Raw genomic sequence first — 26,201 nt, 5'->3', positions numbered from 1 at the left:
CCGCTCAGGAACCGGCGTCAGAATTAAGGAGGCCTTTGTCAAATTCGCTGGCGAGGTCGCCCTCCGAGGCAGCCACTATCACAGCTACCGAGGCATCACCGGTAACATTCACAATGGTGCGAACCATGTCGAGAGGCCTGTCAATAGCAATTATCAAGGCTAGCCCTTCAGGCTCCACACCTATAGCGCCCAACACGATCACCAGCATAATTAGCCCCGCACTTGGTACAGCCGCCGCTCCAATAGACGACAAGGTGGCGGTGAGCACGATAATTAGCTGGTCAGCGAGCGTAAGATCGTGGCCAAAAGCCTGCGCAATAAACACGGCCGATACTGCCTGGTGAATGCTGGTGCCGTCCATGTTGATGGTGGCACCAAGAGGAAGCACAAAGCTTGTGACTTCTTCCGACACACCAAGGTTTTTCTCCACACAATCCATGGTTACAGGCAGAGTAGCCGCACTCGAGCTTGTTGTGAATGCCAACATCTGAGCCGGAAAAATACCCTTGATGAATTGTACGTACTTTATTTTTGTGAAAATTCTAATAAAGAGGGGGTATATAAGAAAAATCATAGTACCCAGTCCTCCAAGAACTGTGAGGGCGTAAACCCCCAGTGCTTTAAACAAATCAACAGCACCTGAAGGGTCATCTCCGGCGATATCAACAAGCAGCCCTGCAATGAGCGCAAAAACGCCGATTGGAGCATACTTCATTATAATATGCACAACATTCAACAGGGTGATATTAATACCCTCGAAAAAACCCTTTACCGGCTCAAGTTTGTCTTTCGGCGACATCACCATGGCGATGCCCAGCATGAATGCAAAGAAGATCACCTGCAGCATAGCCCCGTTGTCAGTAGCAGCCTTAAAAAAGTTGTCAGGCACAATATCTTCAAGCATTTGAAGAGGCCCCGACTCTTCCACGCCCTTGGCACTGGTCATTTTCAGGTTCGCATCTGAAGCGTATTTCATACGAAGCTCTTCCCTTTTGTCGCTCGGAAGAAACTTGCCAGGCTGAACAGTATTCACCAGTAGCAACCCAATGGTAATGGCAACGACCGTTGTGAATAAATAAAAGCCAATAGTTTTTCCGCCTATTCTCGAGAGTTTGGTGAGGTCGCTCAGATTAGAAATGCCATCAATTAGGGATACCAGCACCAGAGGAACTGCTATCAGCTTCAGCATTTTGATGAAGATGGTGCCGAATGGCTTCACCCAGTCTGTTGTAAATTCACCAAGGCCACCGAAAATAGCGATCATCCCCCACACCACTCCGGCCAGCATTGCAATTACTATCCAGAGGTGTAAAGGAATTTTTTTCTTTTGGCTTGTCACAGTTTCACGGTTTTGTTGATCAAATAGTAGTCGGCTATAACAAGTGCTGACATTGCCTCTACAATTGGCACTGCTCTTGGCACTACGCAGGGGTCGTGGCGGCCTTTTCCAGTTACTGTAGTGGCATCACCATGCAAATCAACACTCTCCTGATCTGTCATAATAGTGGCTACAGGTTTAAAGGCTATCCTGAAATATATATCTTCTCCATTAGAAATACCACCCTGAATTCCACCTGAGTGATTTGTTTTCGTTTTAACGGTATCGCCATCCTTATAAAAAACGTCGTTGTGTTCAGACCCTCTCATAGTAATTCCTTCGAAACCGCTTCCAAACTCAAATCCTTTCACGGCATTGATACTTAGCATGGCTTTGCCAAGTTCGGCATGCAGCTTTTCAAAAACAGGCTCACCAAGCCCCGGAGGCACACCTTTGATTACCCCGGTCACAATGCCCCCAATCGTGTCTCTGCTCTTTCTAACTTCATCGATCAGGTCGATCATCTTTTCGGCCATTGGCCCATCAGGGCAACGCACGATATTGTCGTCGATTTTTCCGAGGTCTAGCTCCTGATAAGATTTTTCAAGCTTTAAACCGCCTACCTGCGATACATAAGCGTAGCACTCAATACCCAGGGTTTTCAGAAACATTTTCGCTATTGACCCGGAAGCAACTCTGGCGGCAGTTTCTCTTGCAGAGCTTCTCCCACCACCCCGGTAGTCTCTTACACCGTATTTAACCTGATAAGTATAGTCTGCGTGAGATGGCCGGAATTTTTCAGCGATATGGGAGTAATCCTTGCTGCGCTGATCCTCATTATAAATCACCATGCCAATAGGAGTACCGGTTGCCTTCCCTTCAAAAATTCCTGAAAGGAGTTCCACCTTGTCACCCTCCTGGCGCTGAGTAGTGATTTTTGACTGGCCAGGCTTTCTCCGGTCTAGTTCTGCCTGAATAAAGTCTTCGTTGATTTCGAGCCCGGCCGGGCAGCCTTCCAGCACTGCGCCAATACCTTTTCCATGCGACTCACCAAAGGTGGATATTTTAAAGAGCTTCCCGAATGAGCTTCCCATCTATTTTCTTTTCACGTACAATGCAGCGGTAAGCGCTAACATAATTAAAATAAAAACGTTGGCAAAAATACGTGATGAGCCGGCACTTGAAAGTTTTACAAGGGTATTTTCTTCCAGGCCAATTCTGTCATAAAAAGAGCCAAGGTCGCTGGATGAAATATATTCATTTCTACGGCTCTCGCCTTTCACTACCAATTCCACTCTCGATTTAAGTGTATCGTATTTGGCCTCTTCTGGGTTAAAGAACACCATTTGGAAGTAATCCGACAGTTTGTACCCGCCGGGCTCATTGGGAATCCCAAAGTAATTGAAAGTCTTTGTACCTCTCACTTTCCCGTTGTTTCTGTTCACACTTTGCTTTACGTTAGGGTCGTAAAAGTCAAAAGCCTTGCTTTGCGCCACCTGAGGCTTGTTAATCGCAGAGATATTTCCTTCCCCAGCTACAATAAATGAGTAATTAAAACTGTCGCCTGTGTTTAACTCTGTACTGCTGATTTCTTCTTGCAGCCTGTATTTGCCCACCGGCACGGTTTGCTTCAAAGGGTGCGGCGGAAGGTCTTTGACAGCCACCACCTTTTCCTTGGAACTAAAGGTCTTGTAGTCCTCCATTCTATTCTGTCCAAAAAATGTGGGGTTCTTTGCGACCTTGTATTTAATCAGTTCCAAACCCACAGAGGGAAATTTGATGTCGTCGAGGTTGAGGGGGTAGTAGGTAGCCTGATAAAGTTTATACTGCGAATACCGCTTTCCATTGATAGTTACGGGCTCCTTCTGCACATTTTCAATGTTGTAGTTTTCCTCCCAGGTGTTGGCAGGCTTTACTTTTTTCACAATGTCGGTCAGCTGCTTGCCAAGCTCATAAAACTGTAGCGGCGCCTTGTTCTCCTCGGCTACATAAAAAGCAAGGGTCGTTGTAAAACCCTCGCCGACAAACACCTCATCCTTGTCGGTAGAGAGAGCCAAAAAAGCTTCGTCCTTAATATCAACAAACTCATTTGGTGTGCTTTTTCGCCCGAAGAAGTCCTCAAATGGGTCTATGCCAAACGGGTCTGCCTGCTGTCTCCTCGCATTAACAGGAGGCCCCACCTTGATGATTTGACCTTCAGATTTGAACTTTTCTCCGTTTACTGTGATGGTGAATGGCTGGAGGCGAAAACTGCCTTCCCTCTGAGGAGCATAATTTTGAGTAATGCTCTGGGTAGAGCTCATTTTTCCGTTAATGAAATTAGTAGATGTGGAGGAAGAGGTGCCTCTTTTTACAAATCCTGAAATTTCAGGAAATTCATCGTAGCTTCTCAGGCGGTCGTTTTGAACTGTAACCGTAATTGTAAAATATTGATTGAGAGCCATTTCTGAAGGCCCCAGGTCAATAGAAATTTCCTGAGAATAGGATTTTTCTAATATCAGAAGCATTGCTGCTGCTATCAAAAAACTGGTCTTTGCAAACGATTTCAAATGCATAAAATTGTATTTTATGTTAAATCTATTTCCAGATTAAGATTTCATTAAAAGTAGGACAAATCTTTGCCAATTACCCAACATTTTTTTAAGTTCGACGTACTTAAAACCGACGTAAAGTCTAAACGATTGAAAACGACTGTATGTTATGTTAAGAACAAGAATGCCCATGTTAGAGTACTTTAAAACAATCTTAAGTAAAGTTAGCTTTGACAAATTTCTTTTCGAAAAGGAATTGAAAAAAGCTATTAAGGCGTTGGTACCGGATGAGCTACTCGTTTTCCGGGATTGGTGCTACGAGCAATTTGGAAAGATGTATCAGTTAATCCTTAACAAACAATTCAGCAAAGTCAAATTATAACATTAACCACCGAAGGGACAAGAAATTGTCCCTTACTTTTTTCCCGCAAATTGTATATTTCTCTTCAGGCCTGCAAACTTAGTTCTCTTCACGGCCGACTTCTTGAATACCCTGCCAAACGTTTCCTCTGTCATTTCCTCCCATTCACCCCGTGAAAAACTCTCCCAGCCCTGTGGGTCAAAGGCATCTTCATGATGGGGCTTCGAAAACCGATTCCATGGGCAAACGTCCTGGCAGATATCGCATCCAAAAACCCAGTTTTCCATTTTTTCCTTAAACTCCGCTGGAATGCTCTCCTTCAGCTCAATGGTTAGGTAGGAAATGCATTTGCTGCCGTCAACAACGAAAGGCTCAGGGATGGCACCAGTAGGGCAGGCATCCTGGCAGGCGGTGCAGGTACCACAATAGTCCTTCATGGGGCCATCAGCTTCGAGCTCCAGGTCTATGATGAGCTCCGCCAAAAAGAAAAAGCTGCCCATTTGCTTATTCAGCAGCAGGCTGTTTTTGCCAACCCAGCCAAGCCCACTTTTGGCAGCCCAGGCACGTTCGTGCACAGGGGCTGAGTCCACAAACACCCTGCCTTCTACTTCGCCAATCTGCTTTTGTATGGTTGAAAAGAATGTCTTGAGCTTTTCCTTTACCACAAAGTGATAATCCTGCCCGTAAGCATATTTGGCAATTTTGAAATTGTTCCCGCTTTCATGCTTGGCCTTCGGGTAATAATTGTAGACCAGTGACACCACACTTTTGGCGCCTGGAACAAGCTTTGTTGGATCCAGCCGCATATCAAAATGATTCTCCAGGTAACCCATTTTCCCCTGGTAGCCTCTCTTCAGCCATTCCTCCAGTCTGGGGGCTTCCTCGGAGAGAAATTCAGCCTTTGCTATGCCACAAAAGGAAAAACCCAGCTCGCTGGCTATGGCTTTAATTATCTGGGTGTTTTTTGAAACTGTGTGAGTGGGCATATTAAACGCCGCTTTTATTCATCGAACAGGGTACCTGATCTTCCGGGAAGGGGTACTTTTAAATGCTTATAAGCCATAGGCGTGGCCTCTCGTCCCCTCGCCGTTCTTTTGATATACCCTTCCTGGATCAGAAAAGGCTCGTACACTTCCTCGATGGTTTCGGCCTCTTCGCCGCAAGCGGTAGCAATAGTGCTGAGCCCAACGGGGCCACCGCTAAATTTATGAATGATAGTGGAAAGTATCCTGTTGTCCATCTCGTCCAGTCCGTTCTGGTCAACATCGAGTGCCCTCAACGCCATTTCCGCAATTGGCATAGTGATCGTTCCTGTCCCCTTTATCTGGGCAAAGTCCCTCGTCCGGCGGAGCAGGTTATTGGAAATCCGGGGTGTACCACGGCTTCGGCGGGCAATTTCGTAGGCGGCGTCCTCTTCGAGCGGTGTGTTCAAGATGTCAGATGATCGCTTTACAATCTGTGTCAAAAGCTTGGCGTCGTAGTATTCGAGCCTTGCGTTGATACCAAAGCGGGCCCTCAGTGGCGAGGTGAGCAGGCCGGATCGGGTAGTGGCGCCAATCAGCGTAAAAGGGCTGAGGGTAATTTGCACACTCCGGGCGTTAGGGCCTGAATCAAGCATGATGTCAATCCGATAATCCTCCATGGCCGAATAAAGGTATTCCTCTACCACTGGGTTGAGCCGGTGAATCTCATCTATGAAAAGTACGTCGTAAGGTTCCAGATTGGTCAGCAGACCTGCCAGATCGCCAGGTTTATCAAGCACCGGGCCGGAGGTGATTTTTATATTGGACTGGAGCTCGTTGGCAATGATGTGCGAAAGGGTGGTCTTTCCCAGGCCTGGAGGGCCATGAAGCAAGACATGATCCAAAGGCTCGTTACGCTGCTTGGCGGCACTGACAAATATTTTGATGTTCTCAACCACCTTTTCCTGCCCTGTAAAATCGCCAAAATTCAAAGGGCGCAATGCCTTTTCTATCTCCTTTTCGGTGGAGCTCATTTGTTCGTCGTCGCTGCGGAGGTAGTCTTCTCTCATACTCAATTGAGGATTTGCGCTAAGTTAACGAATCGCATTCTTAAGTGGATAGTTCACTGCCCTTTGTTCAGTCAATCAAAAATTTTAACTGTAACTTGCGAGCCTAAAAAACTGATTGTCAATGGATCCTTTTGTCAGGAAGCGAATTCTGCCTCTACTATTTGTCATCGCCCTTTTTATCGTTGTGTTTGTGAGGAGAAACAGCTCACCAACACAGGTAATAATGCTTCAGGGAACAACCATGGGCCCAATACCCTACCATGTGAAATATATTTCTGCTGACGGGGTGTCGTACCAAAACCAGGTAGACTCATTGCTGCGGGCATTCAATCAATCTCTTTCCACCTACGTGCCAGATTCAGAGATCTCAAGATTCAACAAAGCCGACTCGCTGGCATTTGAATCTCCGCTGATGTTTCCCGTGCTGGAAGCCAGCAAATCGGTATATGAAATGACAGGTGGAGCTTTTGACCCAACGGTTGGCCCTCTGGTCAATGCCTGGGGTTTTGGCCCGAACAAGCAACCTTCCGCCGACACGGCAAAAGTGGATTCCCTGCTCAACTTTGTCGGGTTTGACATGATACGATTCACTTCTGCTTATGCCGTCAAGGAGGTTTCGGGCATGTACCTCGATTTCAGTGCTGTGGCCAAAGGCTATGCGGTCGACCTTGTCGGAAATTTTCTGGCTTCTAAGTCCGTCAGCGATTATATGGTAGAAATTGGGGGCGAAGTGACCTGCCGTGGCAAAAATGAAAACGGCGAAGCCTGGCTCATTGGCGTGGACAACCCGAAACTGGATATTACCAATGAAAACATTGCTGCTACGGTGAGCCTTGACAACAGAGCGATGGCCACTTCTGGCAACTACCGAAACTTCTATGAAGTGGACGGAAAAAAATATGCCCACACTATTGACCCGGTGAGCGGCAGACCTGTTCAGCACTCCCTGCTAAGTGCATCGGTCTTTGCCAGTGATTGTATGACAGCAGACGCTCTGGCAACCGCCTGTATGGTAATGGGAGTGGAAAAGGCAGCCACACTTTTTGAAGCCCACAAAGACCTGGACGCTATACTTATCTATAGCGGAGACGGCGGCGAAATACAAACTATCGTGACTTCCGGCATTAAGCCAAATGTACGCTTTCTGCTGTTTCCTGAAACCAGCGACTCAATGCCTCACTAGCAGCTACCTGTAAAGGAAATTTTTAGGGCATTGAACCTTTTGCGTACTTTCGGTATTTAGTAACGATACCTGACAGAATTTTTGCCGGCAAATGTGTCTAACGGAAACCCATAAGTCCTTCATTTTTAGCTTACTCGCTCACAATGGTTATTAGCATTATCTCTCTGTTTGTTTTAACACTGGCCGGCGGGCTTGCCTCCCAGTACTTTTCAAAACCTGCAGGCGCCAGCTATAAGCTTGCATTGGTTTTCGCAGGTTCGTACCTCTTTTCCATCACCATCATACACATTCTGCCTGAAATCATGCAGTCGTCTACCGATGGAAAACATATCGGCATGCTGGTACTGGCGGGCTTTCTCATGCAACACTTTCTGGAGTTTTTCACCACTGGGGTTGAGCATGGCCATAGTCACGATCATTCGCCAGAAAACCAATCCGGGTTAGCACCCTATTCTATCACGGTCGCTCTTTGCGTGCATGCCTTTTTGGAAGGAACAGTTTTGGCCCACCCTGGAGTTATTCATGGACAGCATGAGTCGTGGACCTTGCTGGTTGGCATTCTTTTGCACAAGATACCTGCTGCCTTTGCCCTTATGTCGGTTCTGGGCTACTTCATGGGTAAAAGCAAAAAGGCCATATTGCTACTTGTGTTGTTTGCCATTGCATCCCCATTGGGCCTGATCGTCAGCAATATTCTGAAAGATCAGCTTCTACTTTCCGAGTCTGGGTCGGTGGCTCTATTTGCAATTGTGAGTGGCAACTTTCTTCATATCTCCACCACCATCTTCTTTGAAAGCAGCCCCAAACATCATCATGGATGGAAGAAAAATTTGACCATCATCATAGGAGGCATCGTTGCCATGATATCAGAAGCGCTCATGTGATACAACCAATCGTTCAAATCACTGGTCTTGAATAAGCATCAATGCCCAAGACTTTAATTATCTTTGAGGCTCATTAAAGAAAAGGTTGATTAAAAAGCACCTCATACTGGTCATTTTCTTCCTGGCAGGCAGTTCGTTTGTCTTGGGGCAGGGCATCTTCAACGACACTTTTGTTGTAGAGGGTACACTGCTGGACAAAAATGATACAGTGCCTGTTCCCTATGCGCATGCCTATTCGATGGACTATAAAAGGTTCAGGGTTTCGGATGAAAAGGGCAAATTCACTATTCAGCTTCAAAGAGGCGATACGCTCGTTATATCGTCCATTGGGTATGCCACACGCTTTTTCCTTTTTACTGACATTCCCGCCAGCAGAAAAATAGAGCACACTATTTATATGTCGCAGGACCCTGTGGAGCTGCAAGGCATCACCATTTATGGGAAAATGCCCATGGAAGGATTCTATGACCACGAGCGGATTCCGTATGACAAGTTCAAAGAAAAAGAGCTGGAGCCTGGCTACTATAAGCCTGGCTTAAGCATGGGCCCGGGAGGCGCTGGTGTGACAGTGGGCTTTAGTGGTGCGTTGACTTTATTGGCAGCCCAATTCAATAGCGAGTATCAGCAGCTGAAGAAGCTGGACAAAATAAGGAAGCAAGAATACCAGGTGGCCCGTTACGAATACTTTGTGAAGAATCGTCTAAGCCCCAGGTATGTAACTACCAACACCTCATTGCTGACCACCGAGGTTGACGACTTTATCAAGTTCTGGTCGCCCGACACAGCCTTTGTAGAATATGCCAACGAGTATGAGTTAGTTACTGCGCTGAAGGAAAAAGAGAAGCAGTACATTGATCAAATCAAGCGCAATCGGGGCTCCGATGAAGACATCGTGAGCACCATTGAGCTGAGGAAGCTGCTGATGGACAAAGGGAATGAGGAGTAAAACCTAAGATCCAATTCCCCGCATCCCAACAAAAACGCCCACTAATACCCATCTCCATTACATTATTTCACTTGTTTTAGTACCTTACTGTTTCGAGTGTCCAATAATACACTCAACTTAAGCTCAACACTCTAAACAAGTTCGCTGATGGAAGACAAATGGCACAAACAATACTGGCAGAGAAACCTTCGCTACCTTTCTATACTTCTCATCATCTGGTTTCTAGCGTCGTTTGGCTTCGGGATTTTCTTTGTGGACACCCTTAACACTGTTAGATTGGGTGGCTTCAAACTCGGTTTCTGGTTTGCCCAACAAGGCTCCATCTACATATTCGTCGTACTCATCTTTTTATACGTTCGCTGGATGAACAAGCTGGACAAGAAGTACGACGTTGACGAAAAATAACCTGCTTAAACCTACTTAAAAAATGGACGTACAAACCTGGACCTACATTATCGTAGGCTTCACTTTCGCTATTTACATCGGCATCGCTATTTGGTCGAGGGCCGGCAGCACCAAAGAATTCTACGTGGCCGGAGGGGGTGTTTCGCCGCTCGCCAATGGCATGGCCACTGCCGCCGACTGGATGTCGGCTGCCTCCTTCATTTCAATGGCCGGACTGGTTTCGTTCATGGGCTATGATGGCACCGTTTATTTAATGGGCTGGACAGGTGGTTACGTGCTGCTTGCACTCTTGCTTGCGCCTTACCTAAGGAAGTTTGGCAAGTTTACTGTCCCTGACTTTATTGGCGACAGGTACTACTCCAACCTTGCCAGAACCGTCGCCGTCATCTGCGCCCTTTTCGTTTCATTTACCTACGTAGCAGGCCAAATGAGAGGCGTGGGCATCGTCTTCGCTCGTTTTCTGGAAGTGGATATCAATACCGGTGTTGTCATAGGCATGTGCATCGTGTTGATATATGCCGTACTCGGCGGAATGAAAGGCATTACCTACACCCAGGTCGCTCAGTATTGTGTACTGATTTTTGCCTACATGGTGCCCGCTATTTTCATTTCCCTGATTATGACAGGCAACCCGATTCCTCAGCTGGGCTTCGGCAGCGAGCTTGCTGATGGCACCTACCTTCTGGACAAACTAGATGGCCTGCATCAGGAATTGGGCTTTGCTGCCTACACCACAGGCAAAAAAACCATGATTGACCTGACATTTATAACGGCCGCTCTCATGGTCGGTACAGCTGGGCTTCCCCATGTGATCGTAAGATTCTTCACCGTTCCAAGAGTAAAAGACGCCAGAATTTCGGCTGGCTATGCACTTATCTTTATAGCTATTCTCTACACTACTGCACCAGCCATAGCGGCCTTTGCAAGAACTAACTTCATCTCCACCGTCCACAACAAAGAGTACAACAGTTTGCCTGAGTGGTTTTCCAATTGGGAAACGACCGGGCTCATCAAGTTTGATGACAAAAACAATGACGGCATCGTTACCTATGGAGCTGATGCCAACACCAACGAACTGACCATAGACCCGGACATCATGGTGCTCGCCAATCCTGAAATCGCCCGGCTCCCTAATTGGGTAATTGCCCTTGTAGCAGCAGGCGGGCTTGCAGCTGCTTTGTCAACCGCAGCAGGCTTGCTGCTCGTGATCTCCACGTCTATCGCTCACGACCTCATCAAAAAACAAATTGCTCCCGGTCTTACCGACAAGAACCAACTTTGGTTTGCCAGAGGTGCGGCATTGCTGGCTGTGATAGTCGCTGGCTATTTCGGCATCAATCCCCCTGGCTTTGTGGCAGCAGTTGTCGCCCTGGCTTTTGGCCTGGCAGCCGCATCCTTTTTCCCGGCCATTATCATGGGCATTTTCTACAAAAGAATGAACAAAGAGGGAGCTATCGCCGGCATGATCGCAGGCCTGGGCATCACCCTGTTTTACATGATGCGATACAAGCTGGGCTGGATAGGCGGGCCTACCACCTCATCTGACTGGTGGTTTGGTATTTCGCCGGAAGGATTCGGCACGGCAGGTATGTTCGTCAACTTTGCTGTTTCGCTAATAGTCTCAAGATTCACCCCGGCACCGCCAGAGGATGTGCAGGAAATGGTAGAAAGCATCCGTTACCCGAGAGGCGCCGGAGGTGCTACACACAGCTAATGTGTGCGCCAACAATTTACTCATCCATTTGAGGCATTGCGGTTGTGAACGTTTTTACTTTTGGGTAACTTGAACCGGTAGGTTTTTGTAACACATACCATACAAAAAGGGAATTGAGATGACGGATAAAATACAAACCCTCAGCGGGTATATTCACGAGTACCAAAAGAGTGTGAATGAGCCGGAAGCTTTCTGGTCAAGAATTGCTGAAAACTTTTATTGGCGGAAGAAATGGGACAAAGTAGTGGAGTGGGACTTTCACAAACCCACTATCAAATGGTTCCGCAATGGTAAGCTCAACATTACTGAAAACATTTTCGAAAGACATCTTTTCACACTGGGTGACCACCCTGCCATTATATGGGAGCCCAGCGACCCAAAAGAAAAAAACAGAGTCATTACCCTTCGGGAGTTGTACGAGATGACCTGCCAGTTTGCCAACACCATGAAAAAGAATGGTGTAAAAAAGGGCGACAGGGTTATTATTTACATGCCTATGGTGCCTGAGGCAGCTGTTGCCATGATGGCATGCGCAAGAATCGGTGCCGTGCATTCAGTGGTTTTTGCAGGCTTCAGCTCTACCTCGCTGGCCGACCGAATAAATGATTGTGAGGCCAAAATGATTCTTACTTCCGATGGAAACTTCCGTGGCAACAAAGCCATCGATGTGAAAGGTGTGGTAGACGAGGCGATAGAGAAAACGACGACCATTGAGAAGGTCATCGTTTTCAAAAGAACTGGCTCTGATGTCACGATGAAGCCCGGCCGAGACCTATGGTGGCATGAGGCCATTGAGGGCATGTCGAAGGAAAACAAGGCAGAGGAAATGGATGCAGAGAATCTGCTATTCATTCTCTACACCAGTGGATCCACAGGCAAACCCAAGGGCGTGGTGCATACCTGCGGTGGCTACATGATCTACTCACAATACACCTTCCAAAACGTATTTCAGTACAGCGCTGGAGATATATACTGGTGTACAGCGGACGTTGGCTGGATCACCGGACACTCCTATATAGTATACGGCCCGCTTTTGGCAGGAGCCACCACGCTGATGTTCGAGGGCGTGCCCACCTATCCACATCCGGGCCGCTTCTGGGAAATAATAGACAAATACCAGGTGAACCAGTTCTACACCGCCCCAACGGCCATCAGGGCGCTTCAGGCGTACGGATTGGAACCGCTGGCTCCCTACAAGCTTGATTCATTGAAAGTAATAGGTTCCGTAGGCGAACCCATCAACGAAGAAGCCTGGCATTGGTACCACGACCATGTGGGCAAAAACCAATGCCCGCTTGTCGATACATGGTGGCAAACTGAAACCGGCGGCATCATGATTTCGCCAATTCCCGGCGTAACACCTACTAAGCCATCTTACGCCACACTACCGCTGCCGGGTATCCAGCCCATCATAGTTGACCCAGATGGCAAAGAGTTGACTGGAAAAAGTGTGCAAGGCAACCTGTGTATTAAATTCCCGTGGCCTGGCATGTTGCGCACCACCTATGGCGACCACGAAAGATGTAGACAGACCTACTTTGGGACTTATCCAGGGCTCTATTTTACCGGCGACGGTGTAAAAAGAGACGAAGATGGCTACTACCGCATCCTGGGCAGGGTAGACGATGTCATCAATGTATCCGGACACAGAATGGGAACAGCAGAGGTGGAAAATGCTATCAACGAACACCCTCTGGTGGTAGAGTCAGCCGTAGTTGGCTATCCGCATGACATAAAAGGCCAGGGCATCTACGCTTTCGTGATTGCCGACATGTCGAACAGAACGGAAGAGAACCTGATCAACGAAATTCGTGAGACTGTCAGCAAGATCATTGGGCCGATTGCAAAGCCTGACAAGATTCAGATTGTGCCAGGCCTGCCAAAAACAAGGTCAGGAAAGATCATGAGACGGATACTTAGAAAAGCTGCAGAGGGTGATGTTTCTAATTTGGGAGACATCTCCACACTACTTAATCCAGAGGTGGTGGAGCAAATTATCGCTGGTTCGAAGAAGTAGTCGTTTTCTGTCAACGATTTAAAAAGCTTAGACTTCTTTTAAAGAAGCATCTAAGCTTTTTTCTTTGTGCTTTCATTAGCCCGACTTAAGCACTTTTTTCAGACACCTATTGGGAGAAGTCCCAGCATCCTATTGTTGATATGCGACAGAAGTTACTACGTGAAGGGGCCAATGAACTTTCCTATGAAATAAGAGGCATTGTTAGAAAGGCGGAACAGCTGGAAAAGCTTGGCTACAATATCCTATGGGAAAATATCGGCGACCCTATCCAGAAGAATCGCAGGCTTCCTGATTGGATGAAAGAAATCATTTCAGGACTCCTCTTCGAAGATGAGACATTCGGATACAGTCATTCGAAAGGAGTGCTACACACCCGTGAGTTTTTAGCAGATCGAAACAACAAAAAAGGCGGTGCTCAAATCACAGCCGACGACATCACCTTTTTTAACGGTTTGGGTGACGCCATAGCTAAAATATATCAGTACCTGATTCCTTCTGCCAGGGTCATAGGGCCATCACCTGCCTACTCTACACACTCATCGGCTGAGGCATCGCATGCCAACAACCACCCGCTGACCTACAAGCTGGATCCGGAAAACTCCTGGTATCCGGATTTGGATGACCTCTACAATAAAATAAAATACAACCCCAACATTGTCGGGATGCTGATCATCAACCCCGACAATCCAACGGGAATGGTGTATCCAAAACCGATTCTGGAACGCATGGTGGCCATTGCTAAAGAGTTCAACCTCTTCATTGTATGTGATGAAATCTACATGAACATCATCTACAACAATGCCGATACCTGCTCTCTTGCAGAAGTAATCGGCGATGTGCCAGGCATGTCCTTAAAAGGGATTTCCAAAGAGTTTCCGTGGCCGGGTGCCCGATGCGGATGGGCTGAGTATTACAACCGTGACAAGGACGCTGAGTTTGCCAGGCTTTGCCAGACCATCGACAATGCCAAAATGATAGAGGTGAGCTCTACCAAGCTTCCTCAAAGGGCTATTCCAAGAATCATGTCTGACAGCCGGTACCCGGATTTTATTAAGGCAACCAACAAACGGATTGGTGAAAGAAGTGCCTTTCTTTCTAAAACCTTTAAAGGCAATCCTTATATCACCTTCAACGAGACCAACGGCGCCTTCTATAACACGATGATTTTCAAACCCAACGCTTTGAAACCAGGCCAGTCGATGCCTATCAAAGACGCCAAGGTGAAACAGTTGCTGGACAGCTGGTTTGAAAGCAATAATGGGCCAATGGAAATGGACAAAAGGTTTGTCTACTACCTGCTGGCGGCAAAGCAGGTCTGCCTTGTACCTATCTCTTCTTTTTGCTCAGACCTGATGGGCTTTCGCATGACTTTGCTTGAAGAGAATGATGAGATCCGGGACGAGATTTTTAAGAGAATCAAAGAAGGAATTGAGGAATTCTGTGGAGCTTGACTTCTCCTTAAAGAGGGCACAAAAATAACCCCTTCTCATTGCTGAGAAGGGGTGTATTTAAAAGGCAGAATTAATAATCATTTCATCATCCGCTGCAAGATTCGCAAGACTCCGGATCGTCGAGCGAGCACGACATGTCGGCCTGGTTCTTCGCATCCATCTCCTCTAGCTCTGCTGCAGTAGGCACTTTATTCTTTTGCTTTTCCACCGTGAATTTGATTGCATCAGTGGCAGCCTTGGTTCTCAGGTAGTACATACCAGTCTTCAACCCTAGCTTCCATGCTGTGAAGTGCATAGAAGTAAGTTTACCAAAGTTAGGGTTCAGCATGTGGATGTTGAGGCTTTGGCTCTGGCAGATATACGGGCCACGATCTCCAGCCATTTCCAGAATAGTTTTCTGAGAAATCTCCCAAACGGTTTTGTATAGCTCTTTAATATCGTCTGGAATTCCAGGAATGTTTTGAATTGAGCCGTTCGCCCCCATAAGCTGATTCTTCATGTCCTCACTCCAGAGGTTCAGCTTAATCAGGTCTTTCAACAAATGCTTGTTCACCACAATGAACTCTCCTGACAATACCCGACGGGTGTAGATGTTGGAAGTGTATGGTTCGAAACATTCGTTGTTGCCAAGAATCTGCGAGGTAGAAGCTGTTGGCATTGGCGCAACCAGTAGAGAGTTACGTACACCATTTTTCTTCACTTCCTGCTTCAGCTTTTCCCAATCCCAACGACCGCTGTCTGGTGTAACACCCCACATATCGAACTGGAAGATTCCTTTTGAGGTAGGCGAGCCTTTGAAAGTTTCATAAGCACCCTCTACTTTGGCTATTTCCATAGATGCTTCCATGGCAGCAAAGTAAATGGTCTCGAATATCTCCTTGTTCAGCTGCTTAGCTTCGGGCGACTCAAATGGATAACGCATCAAAATAAACGCATCGGCCAGCCCCTGCACACCTAGCCCTATAGGACGGTGACGCATATTCGACTTGCGGGCTTCAGGCACCGGATAGTAGTTCACATCAATCACCTTGTTAAGGTTTTTGGTGGCTACTTTAGTGATCTCATATAGTTTCTGGTGGTCAAACGTGCCATCCTCATTCACATACTTAGGCAACGACAAAGAAGCAAGGTTACAAACTGCCACCTCATCCGGTGCAGTGTACTCGATGATCTCTGTACATAGGTTAGAAGACTTGATAGTACCAAGGTTTTTCTGATTCGACTTTCTGTTGGCCGCATCTTTGAAAAGCATATAAGGAACACCAGTCTCAATTTGTGCTTCCAGTATTTCGAACCAAAGCTCCTGCGCCTTCACCGAACGACGACCTTTGCCTTCCTTCTCATATTTTTCGTAGAGGCGCTCAAACTCCTCTCCCCAACAATCAGAAAGGCCCGGGCACTCGTTAGGATCCAACAAAGACCACTCACTGTTCGACTCTACCCTTTTCATGAAAAGGTCTGGAATCCAAAGTGCATAAAACAGGTCACGGGCACGAAGCTCTTCTTTACCGTGGTTTTTCTTCAGCTGAAGAAAATCGAAAATATCGGCGTGCCATGGCTCGATGTAAATAGCAAAACTTCCCTTGCGCTTTCCACCACCCTGGTCAACATAACGAGCTGTCATGTCAAAATTACGAAGCATAGGAATGATGCCGTTAGAAACACCGTTGGTTCCCCTGATATAAGAACCCGTTGCTCTGACATTGTGAATGCTCAGTCCGATACCACCAGCAGACTGAGAAATCTTGGCGCATTGTTTCAAAGTATCATAAATACCATCGATGCTGTCGTCCTTCATTTGAAGAAGGAAACAAGATGAAAGCTGCGGCTTGGGCGTTCCTGCATTAAACAATGTAGGCGTCGCATGAGTAAACCATTTTTCTGACAGCAGATTATAGGTTTCAATCACAGAATCGATATCGTCCATGTGAATACCTACAGCCACTCTCATCAGCATATGCTGCGGACGTTCCACCACTTGTCCGTCAAGCCTGATCAGGTAGGAGCGCTCCAGTGTTTTGAAGCCGAAGTAATCATAACCGAAGTCACGGTCATATATAATAGAAGAATCGAGATGAGCTGCGTTCTCCTTTATCACCTTCCATGCTTCCTTTGAGATCAAAGGAGCATTTTCGCCAGTTTTAGGGTCTACGTAAGTGTAGAGTCTCTTCATTGTGTTGGAGAACGACTTGCTGGTAACCTTGTGCAGGTTGCTCACAGCAATACGGGCAGCCAGAATGGCGTAGTCCGGGTGCTTGGTTGCCATACTCGCCGCTGTTTCAGCTGCAAGGTTGTCTAGCTGCTGGGTCGACACCCCATCATACAGACCGTTAATTACCTTCATGGCAACTTCAACAGGGCTAATATAATCTGCATTGAGTGCGTAGCAGAGTTTCTCGATTCTGGCAGTGATTTTGTCAAATTTCACTGACTCTCTGTGACCATCTCTCTTAATTACTAACATATCTATGGTTTATCAGGTATTGGTGGTGGTGATTAAAATTCTTCGTCTAATGAGAACTTGTGTGAGTCCTTGTCATTGTTATTCATAACGCCCGCTTTCTGGTATTCAGCCACTCTTTTCTCAAAAAAGTTGGTTTTTCCCTGAAGCGATATCATTTCCATGAAGTCGAACGGGTTGGTTGAGTTATACAACTTAGGGCAATGAAGCTCATCCAGCAATCTGTCGGCTACAAACTCAATATACTGGCACATGAGGTCAGCGTTCATACCAATGAGTTTCACCGGAAGTGCATCTGTAACAAACTCTTTTTCGATTTCTACAGCATCGGATATGATTTTCTGAAGTGTTTCAACTGGCAGCTTGTTTTCTACGTGGTTGTTGTAAAGCAAACAAGCAAAGTCGCAGTGCAGTCCTTCGTCTCTGGAGATCAGCTCATTTGAAAAGCTAAGCCCTGGCATCAAACCACGCTTCTTCAACCAGAAGATTGAGCAGAAGCTGCCTGAAAAGAAAATACCCTCAACGGCAGCAAAGGCCACAAGTCGCTCCTGAAACGATCCCTCGTCTATCCAGCGAAGTGCCCAATCTGCCTTCTTTTTGACACAATCCATCGTGTCGATAGCATTGAAAAGAAGGTCTTTCTCTTTCGCATCTCTCACGTAGGTGTCAATCAACAATGAGTATGTCTCGGAGTGAATGTTTTCAATCGCAATTTGAAAGCCGTAGAAAAACTTCGCTTCAGTGTACTGCACTTCCGAAACAAAATTCTCAGCAAGGTTCTCATTCACTATACCATCGCTGGCAGCAAAGAAGGCAAGCACATGTTTAATAAAATGTTGCTCGCCCTCGTTCATATTGGCCCAGTCCTTCAGGTCATGACTAAGGTCAATTTCTTCCGCTGTCCAAAAACTCGCTTCAGCTTTTTTATAGAACTCCCAGATATCGTGGTGCTTGATGGGGAATAGAACGAACCTGCTATTGTCTTCCTTCAGTATTGGCTCCTCAATTGCTTTTGTCGACATATTAACTACTTGTTACTAATTCAAAATCTTATTTCTCCTGGTCTTACTTTCTTCCTTCTGTATGCCGGTCTCGTTAAATACAATGACTTAGAGCCACCATTCCATACTGAGCAGGTGATATCTTGGAATAGTGCTATAATGTATTTAAAAACGAAAGGCCCGACTGGATTGGCCTGATGAGAGTGAAACCCCCTCAAAAAACAAGCAGTACAAATATGTGAAAACGGTTGAAAAAATCAAAAGTGGTTTGGCACACAAACTTACGTTATTAAAATAGTGCAAAAACATTCATAACATACTGAAAACTAAAAGCTTATGACTTTATATCGGAACTTCTACTTCATTTCATTTTCGCTGTATTCGCAGTCGAAAAAAAGTTAAATTATTTTAGCGTCAACAATGGGTCGTATCTCTTGACAAGACCCTTGTAAAATATATATTATAGTTATACCTTTGCAGTCCTTTTTACAACAAAAGTTTTAAGAACAACGGATATGTACGCTATCGTAGACATCGCCGGAAAGCAGTTCAAAGTAACAAAAGACCAATTCGTTTATGCCCCTAAAATGGCTGGCGAAGAAGGCGCTTCCGTCGAATTTGAAAATGTACTACTTGTCGACAATGACGGCAAAGTAGCGGTTGGTACTCCTACCGTAAAAGGAGTGAAGGTGTCAGGTAAAATCCTTGGACACGTTAAAGGTGACAAAGTGATTGTCTTCAAAAAGAAGCGTCGCAAGAGCTACAAGAAGAAGAACGGTCACCGTCAGCAGTTTACAAAGGTTTTAATTGAAAACATTAAATAGTAAAAGACCATGGCACACAAGAAAGGCGCAGGTAGTTCCAGAAACGGCCGTGAATCGCATAGCAAAAGACTAGGCGTGAAAATATTTGGTGGCCAGTTGGCAAAAGCAGGAAATATTCTTGTTCGCCAAAGAGGCACTACTCATCACCCAGGTGAAAACGTAGGTTTGGGCAAAGACCACACCCTGTTTGCACTAGTGGAAGGCACTGTTAACTTCAAGAAAGGCTACAAAGACAGATCGTTTGTATCTGTTGAGCCCGTGAAGTAATCAGACTAGAAATTTAAAATTGAAGCCCTGTTGAGTGATCGACAGGGCTTTCGTTATTTTAGAGATGTACTCCAGGCATAACATCAGCCAAGCGGTAGCCGTCTATTTGCAATTCATAATTTTACCAATATTAAACTGTACATTTTTTAGAAGCTAAAATTGACTAACTTATACAACAGTTCCGTTTTTATCGTTAATTTGCACCAAACCATTTAGCTCGATGCGCAAATTTTCTTTTGTAGGGTGCGCCTATCTTCTGCTTTTCTGTATGCCACTGCATCTTTCCGCCAGTGTTGCCAGCCAAATGCACGCACAAGTCTCCAGGACTTTTGAAACAAGCCCGTTGTCGGAAAATGGACTTGCGATGGAAACTGAAATGGCTGAAAACCTGGAAGAGGAAGCTTTGGGACTTTTTGGCCCAGGAAACCGAAATAAAAAGCGACACAAAGAGAAAAAGAAAAGAATGGGAGGGCATAAAAACCTTCATGAAAAACTTAGTCAGAAAGGCATTTTTGGCAAGCAAACAAAAAACAGTGGTGTCGGGCAAAACGTATTGTTTCTGGTAGTGCCAGCGGTTGCCGTAGTTGGCCTGGCCTTCTTATTTGCTGCCAGCACCAAGAACAAAAATGCTGATTCTCTGCTTGACCCCGACCCCAACGGAACCAACTAGCTTACCCGAATAATTTGTAGCTCGCCACTTTCTCAAAGAAGTCACCCACCACACCCGGGTGAATGAAAATACTGTAAATGATTCCAACGATAGCGCCTGTCAGGTGTGCCATATGATTAATATTATCGCTCATTTGCCGTGACTGATTGATCGTGTAGATCAGATAAAGAACTCCCAAAATAAAGCCGGGCAACCCAATCAAGCCAAAAAGGTAGATTTTGTTCAAGGGGTTGAATAGAATGCTGCAAAAAACTACAGCAGTCACTCCTCCTGAAGCACCCAGCGATTGATAGTGAATGCTATTTCTGTTCTTGAAGTAGCTGGGCACATCCGACAAGCCGATTGCTACCAGATAAAACACAATGAATTGAATGCTACTTCCTCCCGAGTAATAGCCAATAATCTGCTCTGCAGCCTGCCCAAAGAAAAAGAAGGTGAACATGTTAAAGCCCAGGTGCATCCAGCTGTTGTGGACAAAGCCTGACGTCAGAAATCGCCAGTACTCTTTCTTCTCCCTAATGGCATAGGGACTCATGGTGAGTTTGTAAAGCAAATTTGGGTTGTTCAACCCCATGATTGAAATAACGACTGTAACAATCAGGATAATCAGTGTGGGACTCATAATTCAGGTGAATAGCTATTTTGGAGCATCAATTTTTAGTTCTCTCGGGCAATGAGGTAGTCAGCAAAATCCTTTATTGTTTGTTTTCTACTGTCCGGCAAAGAAAGGTCGGAAAGCTGCTTCAATGCAAGACGAAAGTAATCATTCATTTTTTGATCAGTCAGCTCCCTGATCCCATTTCGATCATATATTCCCTTGACCGCTTCTACCTTTTCGTCCGTATCAAAGTCCTTCATCATCAGCCAATTTTCGAGCTGGCGTTTGTCATCTCCTGTAGACGTCCGAAGGGCTTGTATCAGCAAAAACGTTTTTTTATTGGCAATAATATCTCCGCCCACCTGTTTTCCGAACTTCGCCTGATCGCCATATACATCCAACAAGTCGTCCTTCAATTGAAACCCGATGCCAATGTTTTCACCAAAGCCTTTCAAAAGTTGAGCGTCATGGGCACTGGCGTTGCCTAGTACCGCACCTAACTCCAGGCTAAAGCCCAGCAGCACGGCTGTTTTGAGCCGAATCATTTCGATGTAGTCAGCCTCGGTCACGGCGTCCACCTTTTCAAAATTCATGTCGATTTGCTGGCCCTCACACACCTCAACCGCACACTGATTAAAAGAGCGAATGATGCCTGGCAGTTTTTCACCCGGCACCTCCAGCAGCAGGTCATAAGCCTTCACCAGCATAGTGTCACCCGAAAGGATGGCTACATTGTTGTTCCATTTTTCATGAACAGTGGCCTGACCTCTCCGCAACGGCGCATTATCCATAATGTCATCGTGCATCAGCGTAAAGTTATGGAACACCTCCACGGCCAAAGCTGGACGAAGGATTGATGCTACATCGTCTCTGAAAAGCTTGTAAGCAAGAAGGGCCAGGATAGGCCGCATTCTCTTGCCACCCAAATCCATGATGTACCTGATTGGCTCGTATAGTTCTTTGGGGTGTTTACCAAATTCAAATTTGGTCAGTTCCTTGTTGAGGAGTTCTGTGTACTGACGCAGCAGCTCTGTCATTTTTCGTTAGCAAATTCCAAATCGATTGTCCGGCGATCAATGTCTGTATTGGTGACCTTCACTTTTACCTCGTCGCCCAGCGTAATCATCCGCTTATTGTTACGACCAATAATCCGGTAATTTTGTTCGTCAAATTCGTAATAATCGTCGTTCAGGTCGGCCAGCCTCACCATGCCCTCGCACTTGGTTTCGATGATTTCCACATAAATGCCCCACTCGGTAACGCCAGCTACAATACCATCAAATACTTTGTCGGCCGCCATTGACATGAACTCCACCTGCTTGTATTTAATGGACGCCCTCTCAGCGTCAGCTGCCCTTTTCTCCATGTCGGAGCTGTGCACGCACATGGGCTCATATTTGTCTTGTTCTACCGACTTACCACCTTTCAGGTAGTGGGCCAGCAGCCGGTGCACCATCATGTCGGGGTAACGCCTGATGGGCGAGGTGAAGTGAGAATAGTGTGGAAATGCCAAGCCAAAGTGGCCGTTGGCAGCGGTGGTGTACTTTGCTTTTGCCATGCTTCTGATGGCCAGCGATGTAAGCACATTTTGCTCCGGCTTTCCTTCAATCTCGTCAATCAGCTTGTTGAGTGTTGACGAAAGGTTCTCATCCGTCAGGTCGATCTTATGCCCAAACTTCTTGGCGAACAGGGTGAAGTTATGAAGCTTCTCCTCGTTTGGTGAATCGTGGGTACGATACACAAATGTCTTTCTTCCACTTTCAGTTTTTTGCCCAAATACGAATTCGGCTACCCGCTTATTGGCCAGCAGCATAAACTCCTCGATGAGCTTGTGCGCATCTTTTCTAATTTTGGGCACAATACCCAGGGGCTTGCCTTGTTCATCCAGTTTGAATTTGACTTCAATGGTTTCAAAGTTGATAGCCCCACTTTTATACCGCTTGTTTTTAAGCAGCTTAGCCAGGTCATTGAAAACTTTCAGCTCGTTGCAATAGTCGCCAACGCCAGCTTCTATGACCGCCTGGGCTTCTTCGTAACTAAAGCGCCGGTCTGAATGAATCACTGTTCTTCCAAACCACTCGTTGACAATTTTTCCGCTGCTCTCCATCTCAAAAACTGCTGAGAAGGTCAACTTGTCTTCGTTCGGTCTTAACGAGCAAAGTGCGTTGGAGAGCTTCTCAGGGAGCATTGGCACGGTGCGATCCACCAGATAAACAGAAGTGGCTCTGGAGTAGGCTTCTTTTTCAAGAATAGTCTCTTCCTTCACATAATGGGTTACATCGGCAATGTGCACGCCAATTTCGTAGTTTCCATTTTCAAGAAACTTGATAGAGAGCGCATCATCAAAATCCTTAGCGTCCTCCGGGTCGATGGTGAATGTGGTAACGCCTCTGAAGTCCCTTCTGGCTGCTATTTCCTTCTCGGGAATAGTCTCCGAAATTTTATCTGACTCCGAAATCACCTCCTCGGGGAACGTAAACGGCAGGTCAAACTCAGCCATAATTGAGTGAATCTCGGCCTCATTTTCACCCGCCTTGCCCAATACCCGCACCACTTTGCCTACCGGGCTCTTATTGGTTCTGTCGTGCCATCGGTCAATTTTTACAATGACCTTATCATTGGTCGTTGCGTTGTTGATATGCTCGGGGTAAACAAAAATATCGTTATGGATCTTTCTGTTATCCGGAATGACAAAGGCAAACCTCTTGGATAGCTGAAGCTTTCCAACAAACTCGTCCTTTTTACGCTGGACAATTTCCGTTACCCGGCCTTCTCGGTGCTTCTTGCCGTGGAACTTGCCCGAAAGCTCGAATTTCACCGTGTCACCATCCACAGCAAACTCAAGATCGTCCGTTTTCACGTATACATCTTCATCCAGTTCGGCGCAAATAATGTAGGCAAACCGTGAGTTAACATGGTCGACAACGCCTACCAAAGCCGATGGCATTTGCTGGCTAACGAACCGGCCGTCTCTGTTTCGGCTTATAATCCCTTCGTCTTCCAGACGAAAGGCAACTTCAGAAACAAGGTTTTTAGATTTCTTATCACGAACACCGAGCGTTTGTATCATTTGCCTGATAGACCAGGGCTTGCCCGATTGTTGTCTGAACAGATGTAGAACTGATTCTTTGATCTGTCCTGCAGATATTGTCTTTCTTCCTGGTGATTCTCCGCTGTTTTTTCTCTTCTTATTATTCTTTTTACTCATGTAGGAGTTTTCTTACAAAAAATTATGGGTCAATGCAGGTTCTGCATCAATTAACTGTTGGGTGTAGTCTGATGTTGGGTTGGCCAACACTTTTTCAATCTCTCCCGATTCTTTTATTTCACCGTCTGCCATCACTGTCAGGTAATCGCACGTGTGGCGGAGAGCTGCAAGGTTGTGCGATACCAGCAGAACGCCCAAGTTACGCTCTTTTTTCAAGTAAAGGAAAAGATCGAGAATTTCAGCCTGTATGGATTGATCCAACGAGGAGGTAGGCTCGTCGCAAAGCAAAATCCTGGGCTGTAGCGCTAATGACCTGGCAATAGCCAGGCGTTGTTTTTCGCCACCAGAAAGCTGACTGGTATGGCTTTTCAAAAGTCCCTTCGGCAGCCTCACCCAGTCTAATAAGTCTTTTACGGTAGTTTTAGTTTCATTTTGGTTTTCGGCGATGGCTTCATTGAGTATTTGTTCCATGTTTTGGCGAGGGTCGAAAGCGCTGGAAGGGTTTTGATAAATCACCTGAACAGCTCTTCGGAAGGCCACCAGTTCATCGGCAGTCAGGGTGTCAACAGACATGCCCTGATAGTACAACTTATCGAAATGGTTCGGGTACATACCTGCCAGCGTCCGCATTAGTGTTGTTTTCCCCGACCCGGAAATACCTGCCAACCCACTTATCGCTCCCTGGTAAAGCTCCAGTGACACCGACTGAACGGCTTTGACGGATTTATTTCTGCGCCAGAAAAAACCAGTTGGCTGGTAGACAAAGTCCAGATTCTTTACAGCCAAAACCGGAGCGTCCCTGTCGGAAAGCCGTTCGGGCCTTTCCTTTCGAGACACCAGCCGCTTATGCGCCTCAATTAAACTGCTGGTGTAGGTTTCCCTCGGTTGGTTCATTATTTCTTTGGTCACCCCATATTCAACTACTCTTCCACTGTTGAGCACCATCAGCTTGTCGCACATGGGTTCCACAATTGACAGGTCGTGGGTAATAAATACAAGTGCCGCCTTTTCCTTTTTAGAAAAATCTTTGAGAAGTCGCAAAATAGCCGCCTGATTCACGGTATCAAGTGCTGTTGTCGGCTCATCGGCGATGATGAGGCTTGGCCGGGCAATCATGGCCATCGCTATCAGCATGCGCTGTAGCTGCCCCCCGGAAAGTTGATGAGGAAGACTGCCCAGCACCCTTGCGGGATCATCAATGCCGGCTCTTCGCACCAGGTCATAGGCCTCCTCAGGTTGAAACTTAATTCCCAAAGCCTGGCACTGATCCTGCCATTGCCTGAGGAGAGTGGTGACCGGAAAGCTCGCCTCCAGCGGCGACTGCGGAATGTAAGCAATGGAGTGCCCCCTCAGCACGCCAATTTGATCTTGCAGCGGCCTGCCTTTCCAATATATGTTTCCAGAGCGGTGAAGCCTTTCATCCAGCAAATGCAGCATGCAATGTGCCAGCAAGGATTTTCCCGCACCACTTTCGCCCAGGATACCCAACGACTCACCGGGCTCTATCAACAGCGAAACATTATTAAGTAAATTTTGCTGCCCAAAGCGGATGGTGAGTTCCGAAATACTGAGCAGCACAGGTGGGTCGGAAGTCATTCGTTAAAATCTACAAACAATATTTTATCCTTTGGAATAGTCGGTTGTTGATGCAGCCTAAGGAAGACCTGAGCAGTTGCTACCACATCATTTTTGCAGTAGCGGGCAATTCTGTCAATGTCTCCGGTGCCATAGTAAACTTCATTTACCATGCTTCCATCAATATCATCTTTTGGAGACGGAATTCCCAAAACTGTGGTGAGAAGTTGCAAAGAGGTAAAGCTCTTTCTGTCTCCGTACTTCCACATTTCCATCGTGTCGAGATGGGGTACTTCCCAGGGTTTTTTGCCTTCGAGCCGTAGAATGTCGGGCAACGATATGCCATGAATGGTCATTCTTCTGCATAAATAGGGGTAATCAAATTCCTTTCCGTTGTGAGCACAAAGGAAATAGCCCTGATTGAACTTTTGCTCCATTAGTTTTTGGAAGCTTGTAAGCAACTGATGCTCATCGTCACCACTGAGGGATGTCACCCTCAACTCAACACTTTTATCTTCATTGAAAGCAAAGTACCCAAGCCCAATAACGATTACCTTTCCGAACTCGGAGTAAATCGCCGCCCGGTTTTCATACATTTCAGCGGCATCGACTTCTTCATTTCCCCCTGAAAGACTAACAGCCTTTTTGCTCCAGAGTTTTTGCCAAATTGGGTCGAGTTCAGCAAATTTTCCTGTTCCCGCTACGGTTTCAATGTCTATGAAAAGGATTTTCTTCGGAGTGCCTTCTGCCATGCC

Annotated in this window: 22 protein-coding genes; 10 read left to right on the top strand and 12 right to left on the bottom strand. The window is 46.4% G+C overall.

Going from position 1 to position 26,201, the window contains the following annotated elements; genetic code table 11:
* Nucleotides 1-4 precede the first annotated feature (4 nt).
* From ACMVP2_RS13230 to ruvB, 5 genes are all read right to left on the bottom strand, one after another.
* Nucleotides 5-1,339 (bottom strand): dicarboxylate/amino acid:cation symporter, encoded by a 1,335-nt coding sequence (locus ACMVP2_RS13230; protein ID WP_416868018.1) that lies wholly within the window; start codon nucleotides 1,337-1,339, stop codon nucleotides 5-7.
* Complete coding sequence (aroC, locus tag ACMVP2_RS13225) at nucleotides 1,336-2,412, bottom strand: chorismate synthase (RefSeq protein ID WP_151997579.1); 1,077 nt, start codon at nucleotides 2,410-2,412, stop codon at nucleotides 1,336-1,338. The genes ACMVP2_RS13230 and aroC overlap by 4 nt, the downstream gene beginning before the upstream one ends.
* Nucleotides 2,413-3,825 carry a BatD family protein gene (locus tag ACMVP2_RS13220; protein ID WP_416868017.1) on the bottom strand — a complete coding sequence of 471 codons (1,413 nt, stop codon included), beginning with the start codon at nucleotides 3,823-3,825 and terminating at the stop codon, nucleotides 2,413-2,415.
* A 438-nt stretch (nucleotides 3,826-4,263) separates the two neighbouring features.
* Nucleotides 4,264-5,196 (bottom strand): tRNA epoxyqueuosine(34) reductase QueG, encoded by a 933-nt coding sequence (queG, locus tag ACMVP2_RS13215; protein WP_416868016.1) that lies wholly within the window; start codon nucleotides 5,194-5,196, stop codon nucleotides 4,264-4,266.
* Nucleotides 5,197-5,210: 14 nt separating this feature from the next.
* Nucleotides 5,211-6,242 (bottom strand): Holliday junction branch migration DNA helicase RuvB, encoded by a 1,032-nt coding sequence (gene ruvB / locus ACMVP2_RS13210; protein ID WP_339791088.1) that lies wholly within the window; start codon nucleotides 6,240-6,242, stop codon nucleotides 5,211-5,213.
* Nucleotides 6,243-6,363: 121 nt separating this feature from the next.
* On the opposite strand from ruvB, the gene ACMVP2_RS13205 reads away from it, so the two are divergent.
* From ACMVP2_RS13205 to ACMVP2_RS13175, 7 genes are all read left to right on the top strand, one after another.
* On the top strand, nucleotides 6,364-7,425 hold the full coding sequence (locus ACMVP2_RS13205; RefSeq protein WP_339791086.1) for an FAD:protein FMN transferase: 1,062 nt from the start codon (nucleotides 6,364-6,366) through the stop codon (nucleotides 7,423-7,425).
* Between the two features lie 143 nt (nucleotides 7,426-7,568).
* Entirely contained in the window at nucleotides 7,569-8,309 is a 741-nt protein-coding gene (locus ACMVP2_RS13200) for a ZIP family metal transporter (protein ID WP_339791085.1), read from the top strand.
* 85 nt (nucleotides 8,310-8,394) lie between these two features.
* Entirely contained in the window at nucleotides 8,395-9,255 is an 861-nt protein-coding gene (locus ACMVP2_RS13195; RefSeq protein ID WP_339791084.1) for a carboxypeptidase-like regulatory domain-containing protein, read from the top strand.
* A 147-nt stretch (nucleotides 9,256-9,402) separates the two neighbouring features.
* Nucleotides 9,403-9,660 (top strand): DUF4212 domain-containing protein, encoded by a 258-nt coding sequence (locus tag ACMVP2_RS13190; protein ID WP_317489352.1) that lies wholly within the window; start codon nucleotides 9,403-9,405, stop codon nucleotides 9,658-9,660.
* A 22-nt stretch (nucleotides 9,661-9,682) separates the two neighbouring features.
* Entirely contained in the window at nucleotides 9,683-11,374 is a 1,692-nt protein-coding gene (locus ACMVP2_RS13185; RefSeq protein WP_416868015.1) for a sodium:solute symporter family protein, read from the top strand.
* A 118-nt stretch (nucleotides 11,375-11,492) separates the two neighbouring features.
* Nucleotides 11,493-13,391 (top strand): acetate--CoA ligase, encoded by a 1,899-nt coding sequence (gene acs / locus ACMVP2_RS13180; protein ID WP_339788660.1) that lies wholly within the window; start codon nucleotides 11,493-11,495, stop codon nucleotides 13,389-13,391.
* Nucleotides 13,392-13,531: 140 nt separating this feature from the next.
* Nucleotides 13,532-14,842, top strand: coding sequence for a pyridoxal phosphate-dependent aminotransferase (locus ACMVP2_RS13175; protein ID WP_339788657.1), 1,311 nt, complete (start codon nucleotides 13,532-13,534; stop codon nucleotides 14,840-14,842).
* 85 nt (nucleotides 14,843-14,927) lie between these two features.
* Here the strand turns inward: ACMVP2_RS13175 and ACMVP2_RS13170 are convergent, their stop codons facing one another.
* A complete protein-coding gene (locus ACMVP2_RS13170; RefSeq protein ID WP_339788654.1) occupies nucleotides 14,928-17,306 on the bottom strand; it encodes a ribonucleoside-diphosphate reductase subunit alpha in 2,379 nt (792 codons plus the stop codon).
* A 32-nt stretch (nucleotides 17,307-17,338) separates the two neighbouring features.
* Complete coding sequence (locus ACMVP2_RS13165) at nucleotides 17,339-18,325, bottom strand: ribonucleoside-diphosphate reductase small subunit (RefSeq protein WP_317489347.1); 987 nt, start codon at nucleotides 18,323-18,325, stop codon at nucleotides 17,339-17,341.
* A gap of 494 nt (nucleotides 18,326-18,819) precedes the next feature.
* On the opposite strand from ACMVP2_RS13165, the gene rplU reads away from it, so the two are divergent.
* The 3 genes from rplU (at nucleotide 18,820) to ACMVP2_RS13150 (ending at nucleotide 20,065) form a co-directional block, all read left to right on the top strand.
* On the top strand, nucleotides 18,820-19,128 hold the full coding sequence (gene rplU / locus ACMVP2_RS13160) for a 50S ribosomal protein L21 (protein WP_151997592.1): 309 nt from the start codon (nucleotides 18,820-18,822) through the stop codon (nucleotides 19,126-19,128).
* A gap of 9 nt (nucleotides 19,129-19,137) precedes the next feature.
* Complete coding sequence (rpmA, locus tag ACMVP2_RS13155) at nucleotides 19,138-19,395, top strand: 50S ribosomal protein L27 (RefSeq protein ID WP_151997593.1); 258 nt, start codon at nucleotides 19,138-19,140, stop codon at nucleotides 19,393-19,395.
* 220 nt (nucleotides 19,396-19,615) lie between these two features.
* Nucleotides 19,616-20,065 carry a hypothetical protein gene (locus ACMVP2_RS13150; protein WP_339788647.1) on the top strand — a complete coding sequence of 150 codons (450 nt, stop codon included), beginning with the start codon at nucleotides 19,616-19,618 and terminating at the stop codon, nucleotides 20,063-20,065.
* Between the two features lies 1 nt (nucleotide 20,066).
* Here ACMVP2_RS13150 and ACMVP2_RS13145 read toward each other — a convergent pair whose 3' ends face one another.
* From ACMVP2_RS13145 to ACMVP2_RS13125, 5 genes are read right to left on the bottom strand one after another with little or no spacing between them, the layout of a single operon-like run.
* Nucleotides 20,067-20,687 carry a rhomboid family intramembrane serine protease gene (locus ACMVP2_RS13145; RefSeq protein ID WP_151997595.1) on the bottom strand — a complete coding sequence of 207 codons (621 nt, stop codon included), beginning with the start codon at nucleotides 20,685-20,687 and terminating at the stop codon, nucleotides 20,067-20,069.
* Nucleotides 20,688-20,722: 35 nt separating this feature from the next.
* Nucleotides 20,723-21,700 (bottom strand): polyprenyl synthetase family protein, encoded by a 978-nt coding sequence (locus ACMVP2_RS13140; RefSeq protein WP_339788643.1) that lies wholly within the window; start codon nucleotides 21,698-21,700, stop codon nucleotides 20,723-20,725.
* Nucleotides 21,697-23,871: a ribonuclease R gene (rnr, locus tag ACMVP2_RS13135; RefSeq protein ID WP_339788641.1), complete on the bottom strand. Its 2,175-nt coding sequence runs from the start codon at nucleotides 23,869-23,871 to the stop codon at nucleotides 21,697-21,699. Before rnr ends, ACMVP2_RS13140 begins: the two co-directional genes overlap by 4 nt.
* 12 nt (nucleotides 23,872-23,883) lie before the next feature.
* Nucleotides 23,884-25,467, bottom strand: a complete 1,584-nt coding sequence (locus tag ACMVP2_RS13130) for an ABC transporter ATP-binding protein (RefSeq protein WP_416868014.1) — start codon at nucleotides 25,465-25,467, stop codon at nucleotides 23,884-23,886.
* Entirely contained in the window at nucleotides 25,464-26,198 is a 735-nt protein-coding gene (locus tag ACMVP2_RS13125) for a 3'-5' exonuclease (RefSeq protein WP_416868013.1), read from the bottom strand. Before ACMVP2_RS13125 ends, ACMVP2_RS13130 begins: the two co-directional genes overlap by 4 nt.
* Between the last annotated feature and the right edge of the window lie 3 nt (nucleotides 26,199-26,201).

Source organism: Imperialibacter sp. (assembly GCF_048007035.1).
In the GTDB taxonomy this organism is placed as follows: Bacteria; Bacteroidota; Bacteroidia; order Cytophagales; family Cyclobacteriaceae; genus Imperialibacter.
The sequence above is the reverse complement of the archived record's forward strand: the minus strand, read 5'-3'. Positions and strand labels throughout refer to the sequence as shown.

Bases quoted from the DNA above. Each gene is read 5' to 3' on its own strand.
- aroC (WP_151997579.1), bottom strand. From the start codon at position 2,412: ATGGGAAGCTCATTCGGGAAGCTCTTTAAAATATCCACCTTTGGTGAG.
- ACMVP2_RS13220 (WP_416868017.1), bottom strand. From the start codon at position 3,825: ATGCTTCTGATATTAGAAAAATCCTATTCTCAGGAAATTTCTATTGAC.
- queG (WP_416868016.1), bottom strand. From the start codon at position 5,196: ATGCCCACTCACACAGTTTCAAAAAACACCCAGATAATTAAAGCCATA.
- ruvB (WP_339791088.1), bottom strand. From the start codon at position 6,242: ATGAGAGAAGACTACCTCCGCAGCGACGACGAACAAATGAGCTCCACC.
- ACMVP2_RS13205 (WP_339791086.1), top strand. From the start codon at position 6,364: ATGGATCCTTTTGTCAGGAAGCGAATTCTGCCTCTACTATTTGTCATC.
- ACMVP2_RS13200 (WP_339791085.1), top strand. From the start codon at position 7,569: ATGGTTATTAGCATTATCTCTCTGTTTGTTTTAACACTGGCCGGCGGG.
- ACMVP2_RS13190 (WP_317489352.1), top strand. From the start codon at position 9,403: ATGGAAGACAAATGGCACAAACAATACTGGCAGAGAAACCTTCGCTAC.
- ACMVP2_RS13185 (WP_416868015.1), top strand. From the start codon at position 9,683: ATGGACGTACAAACCTGGACCTACATTATCGTAGGCTTCACTTTCGCT.
- acs (WP_339788660.1), top strand. From the start codon at position 11,493: ATGACGGATAAAATACAAACCCTCAGCGGGTATATTCACGAGTACCAA.
- ACMVP2_RS13175 (WP_339788657.1), top strand. From the start codon at position 13,532: ATGCGACAGAAGTTACTACGTGAAGGGGCCAATGAACTTTCCTATGAA.
- ACMVP2_RS13170 (WP_339788654.1), bottom strand. From the start codon at position 17,306: ATGTTAGTAATTAAGAGAGATGGTCACAGAGAGTCAGTGAAATTTGAC.
- ACMVP2_RS13165 (WP_317489347.1), bottom strand. From the start codon at position 18,325: ATGTCGACAAAAGCAATTGAGGAGCCAATACTGAAGGAAGACAATAGC.
- rplU (WP_151997592.1), top strand. From the start codon at position 18,820: ATGTACGCTATCGTAGACATCGCCGGAAAGCAGTTCAAAGTAACAAAA.
- rpmA (WP_151997593.1), top strand. From the start codon at position 19,138: ATGGCACACAAGAAAGGCGCAGGTAGTTCCAGAAACGGCCGTGAATCG.
- ACMVP2_RS13150 (WP_339788647.1), top strand. From the start codon at position 19,616: ATGCGCAAATTTTCTTTTGTAGGGTGCGCCTATCTTCTGCTTTTCTGT.
- ACMVP2_RS13145 (WP_151997595.1), bottom strand. From the start codon at position 20,687: ATGAGTCCCACACTGATTATCCTGATTGTTACAGTCGTTATTTCAATC.
- ACMVP2_RS13140 (WP_339788643.1), bottom strand. From the start codon at position 21,700: ATGACAGAGCTGCTGCGTCAGTACACAGAACTCCTCAACAAGGAACTG.
- rnr (WP_339788641.1), bottom strand. From the start codon at position 23,871: ATGAGTAAAAAGAATAATAAGAAGAGAAAAAACAGCGGAGAATCACCA.
- ACMVP2_RS13130 (WP_416868014.1), bottom strand. From the start codon at position 25,467: ATGACTTCCGACCCACCTGTGCTGCTCAGTATTTCGGAACTCACCATC.
- ACMVP2_RS13125 (WP_416868013.1), bottom strand. From the start codon at position 26,198: ATGGCAGAAGGCACTCCGAAGAAAATCCTTTTCATAGACATTGAAACC.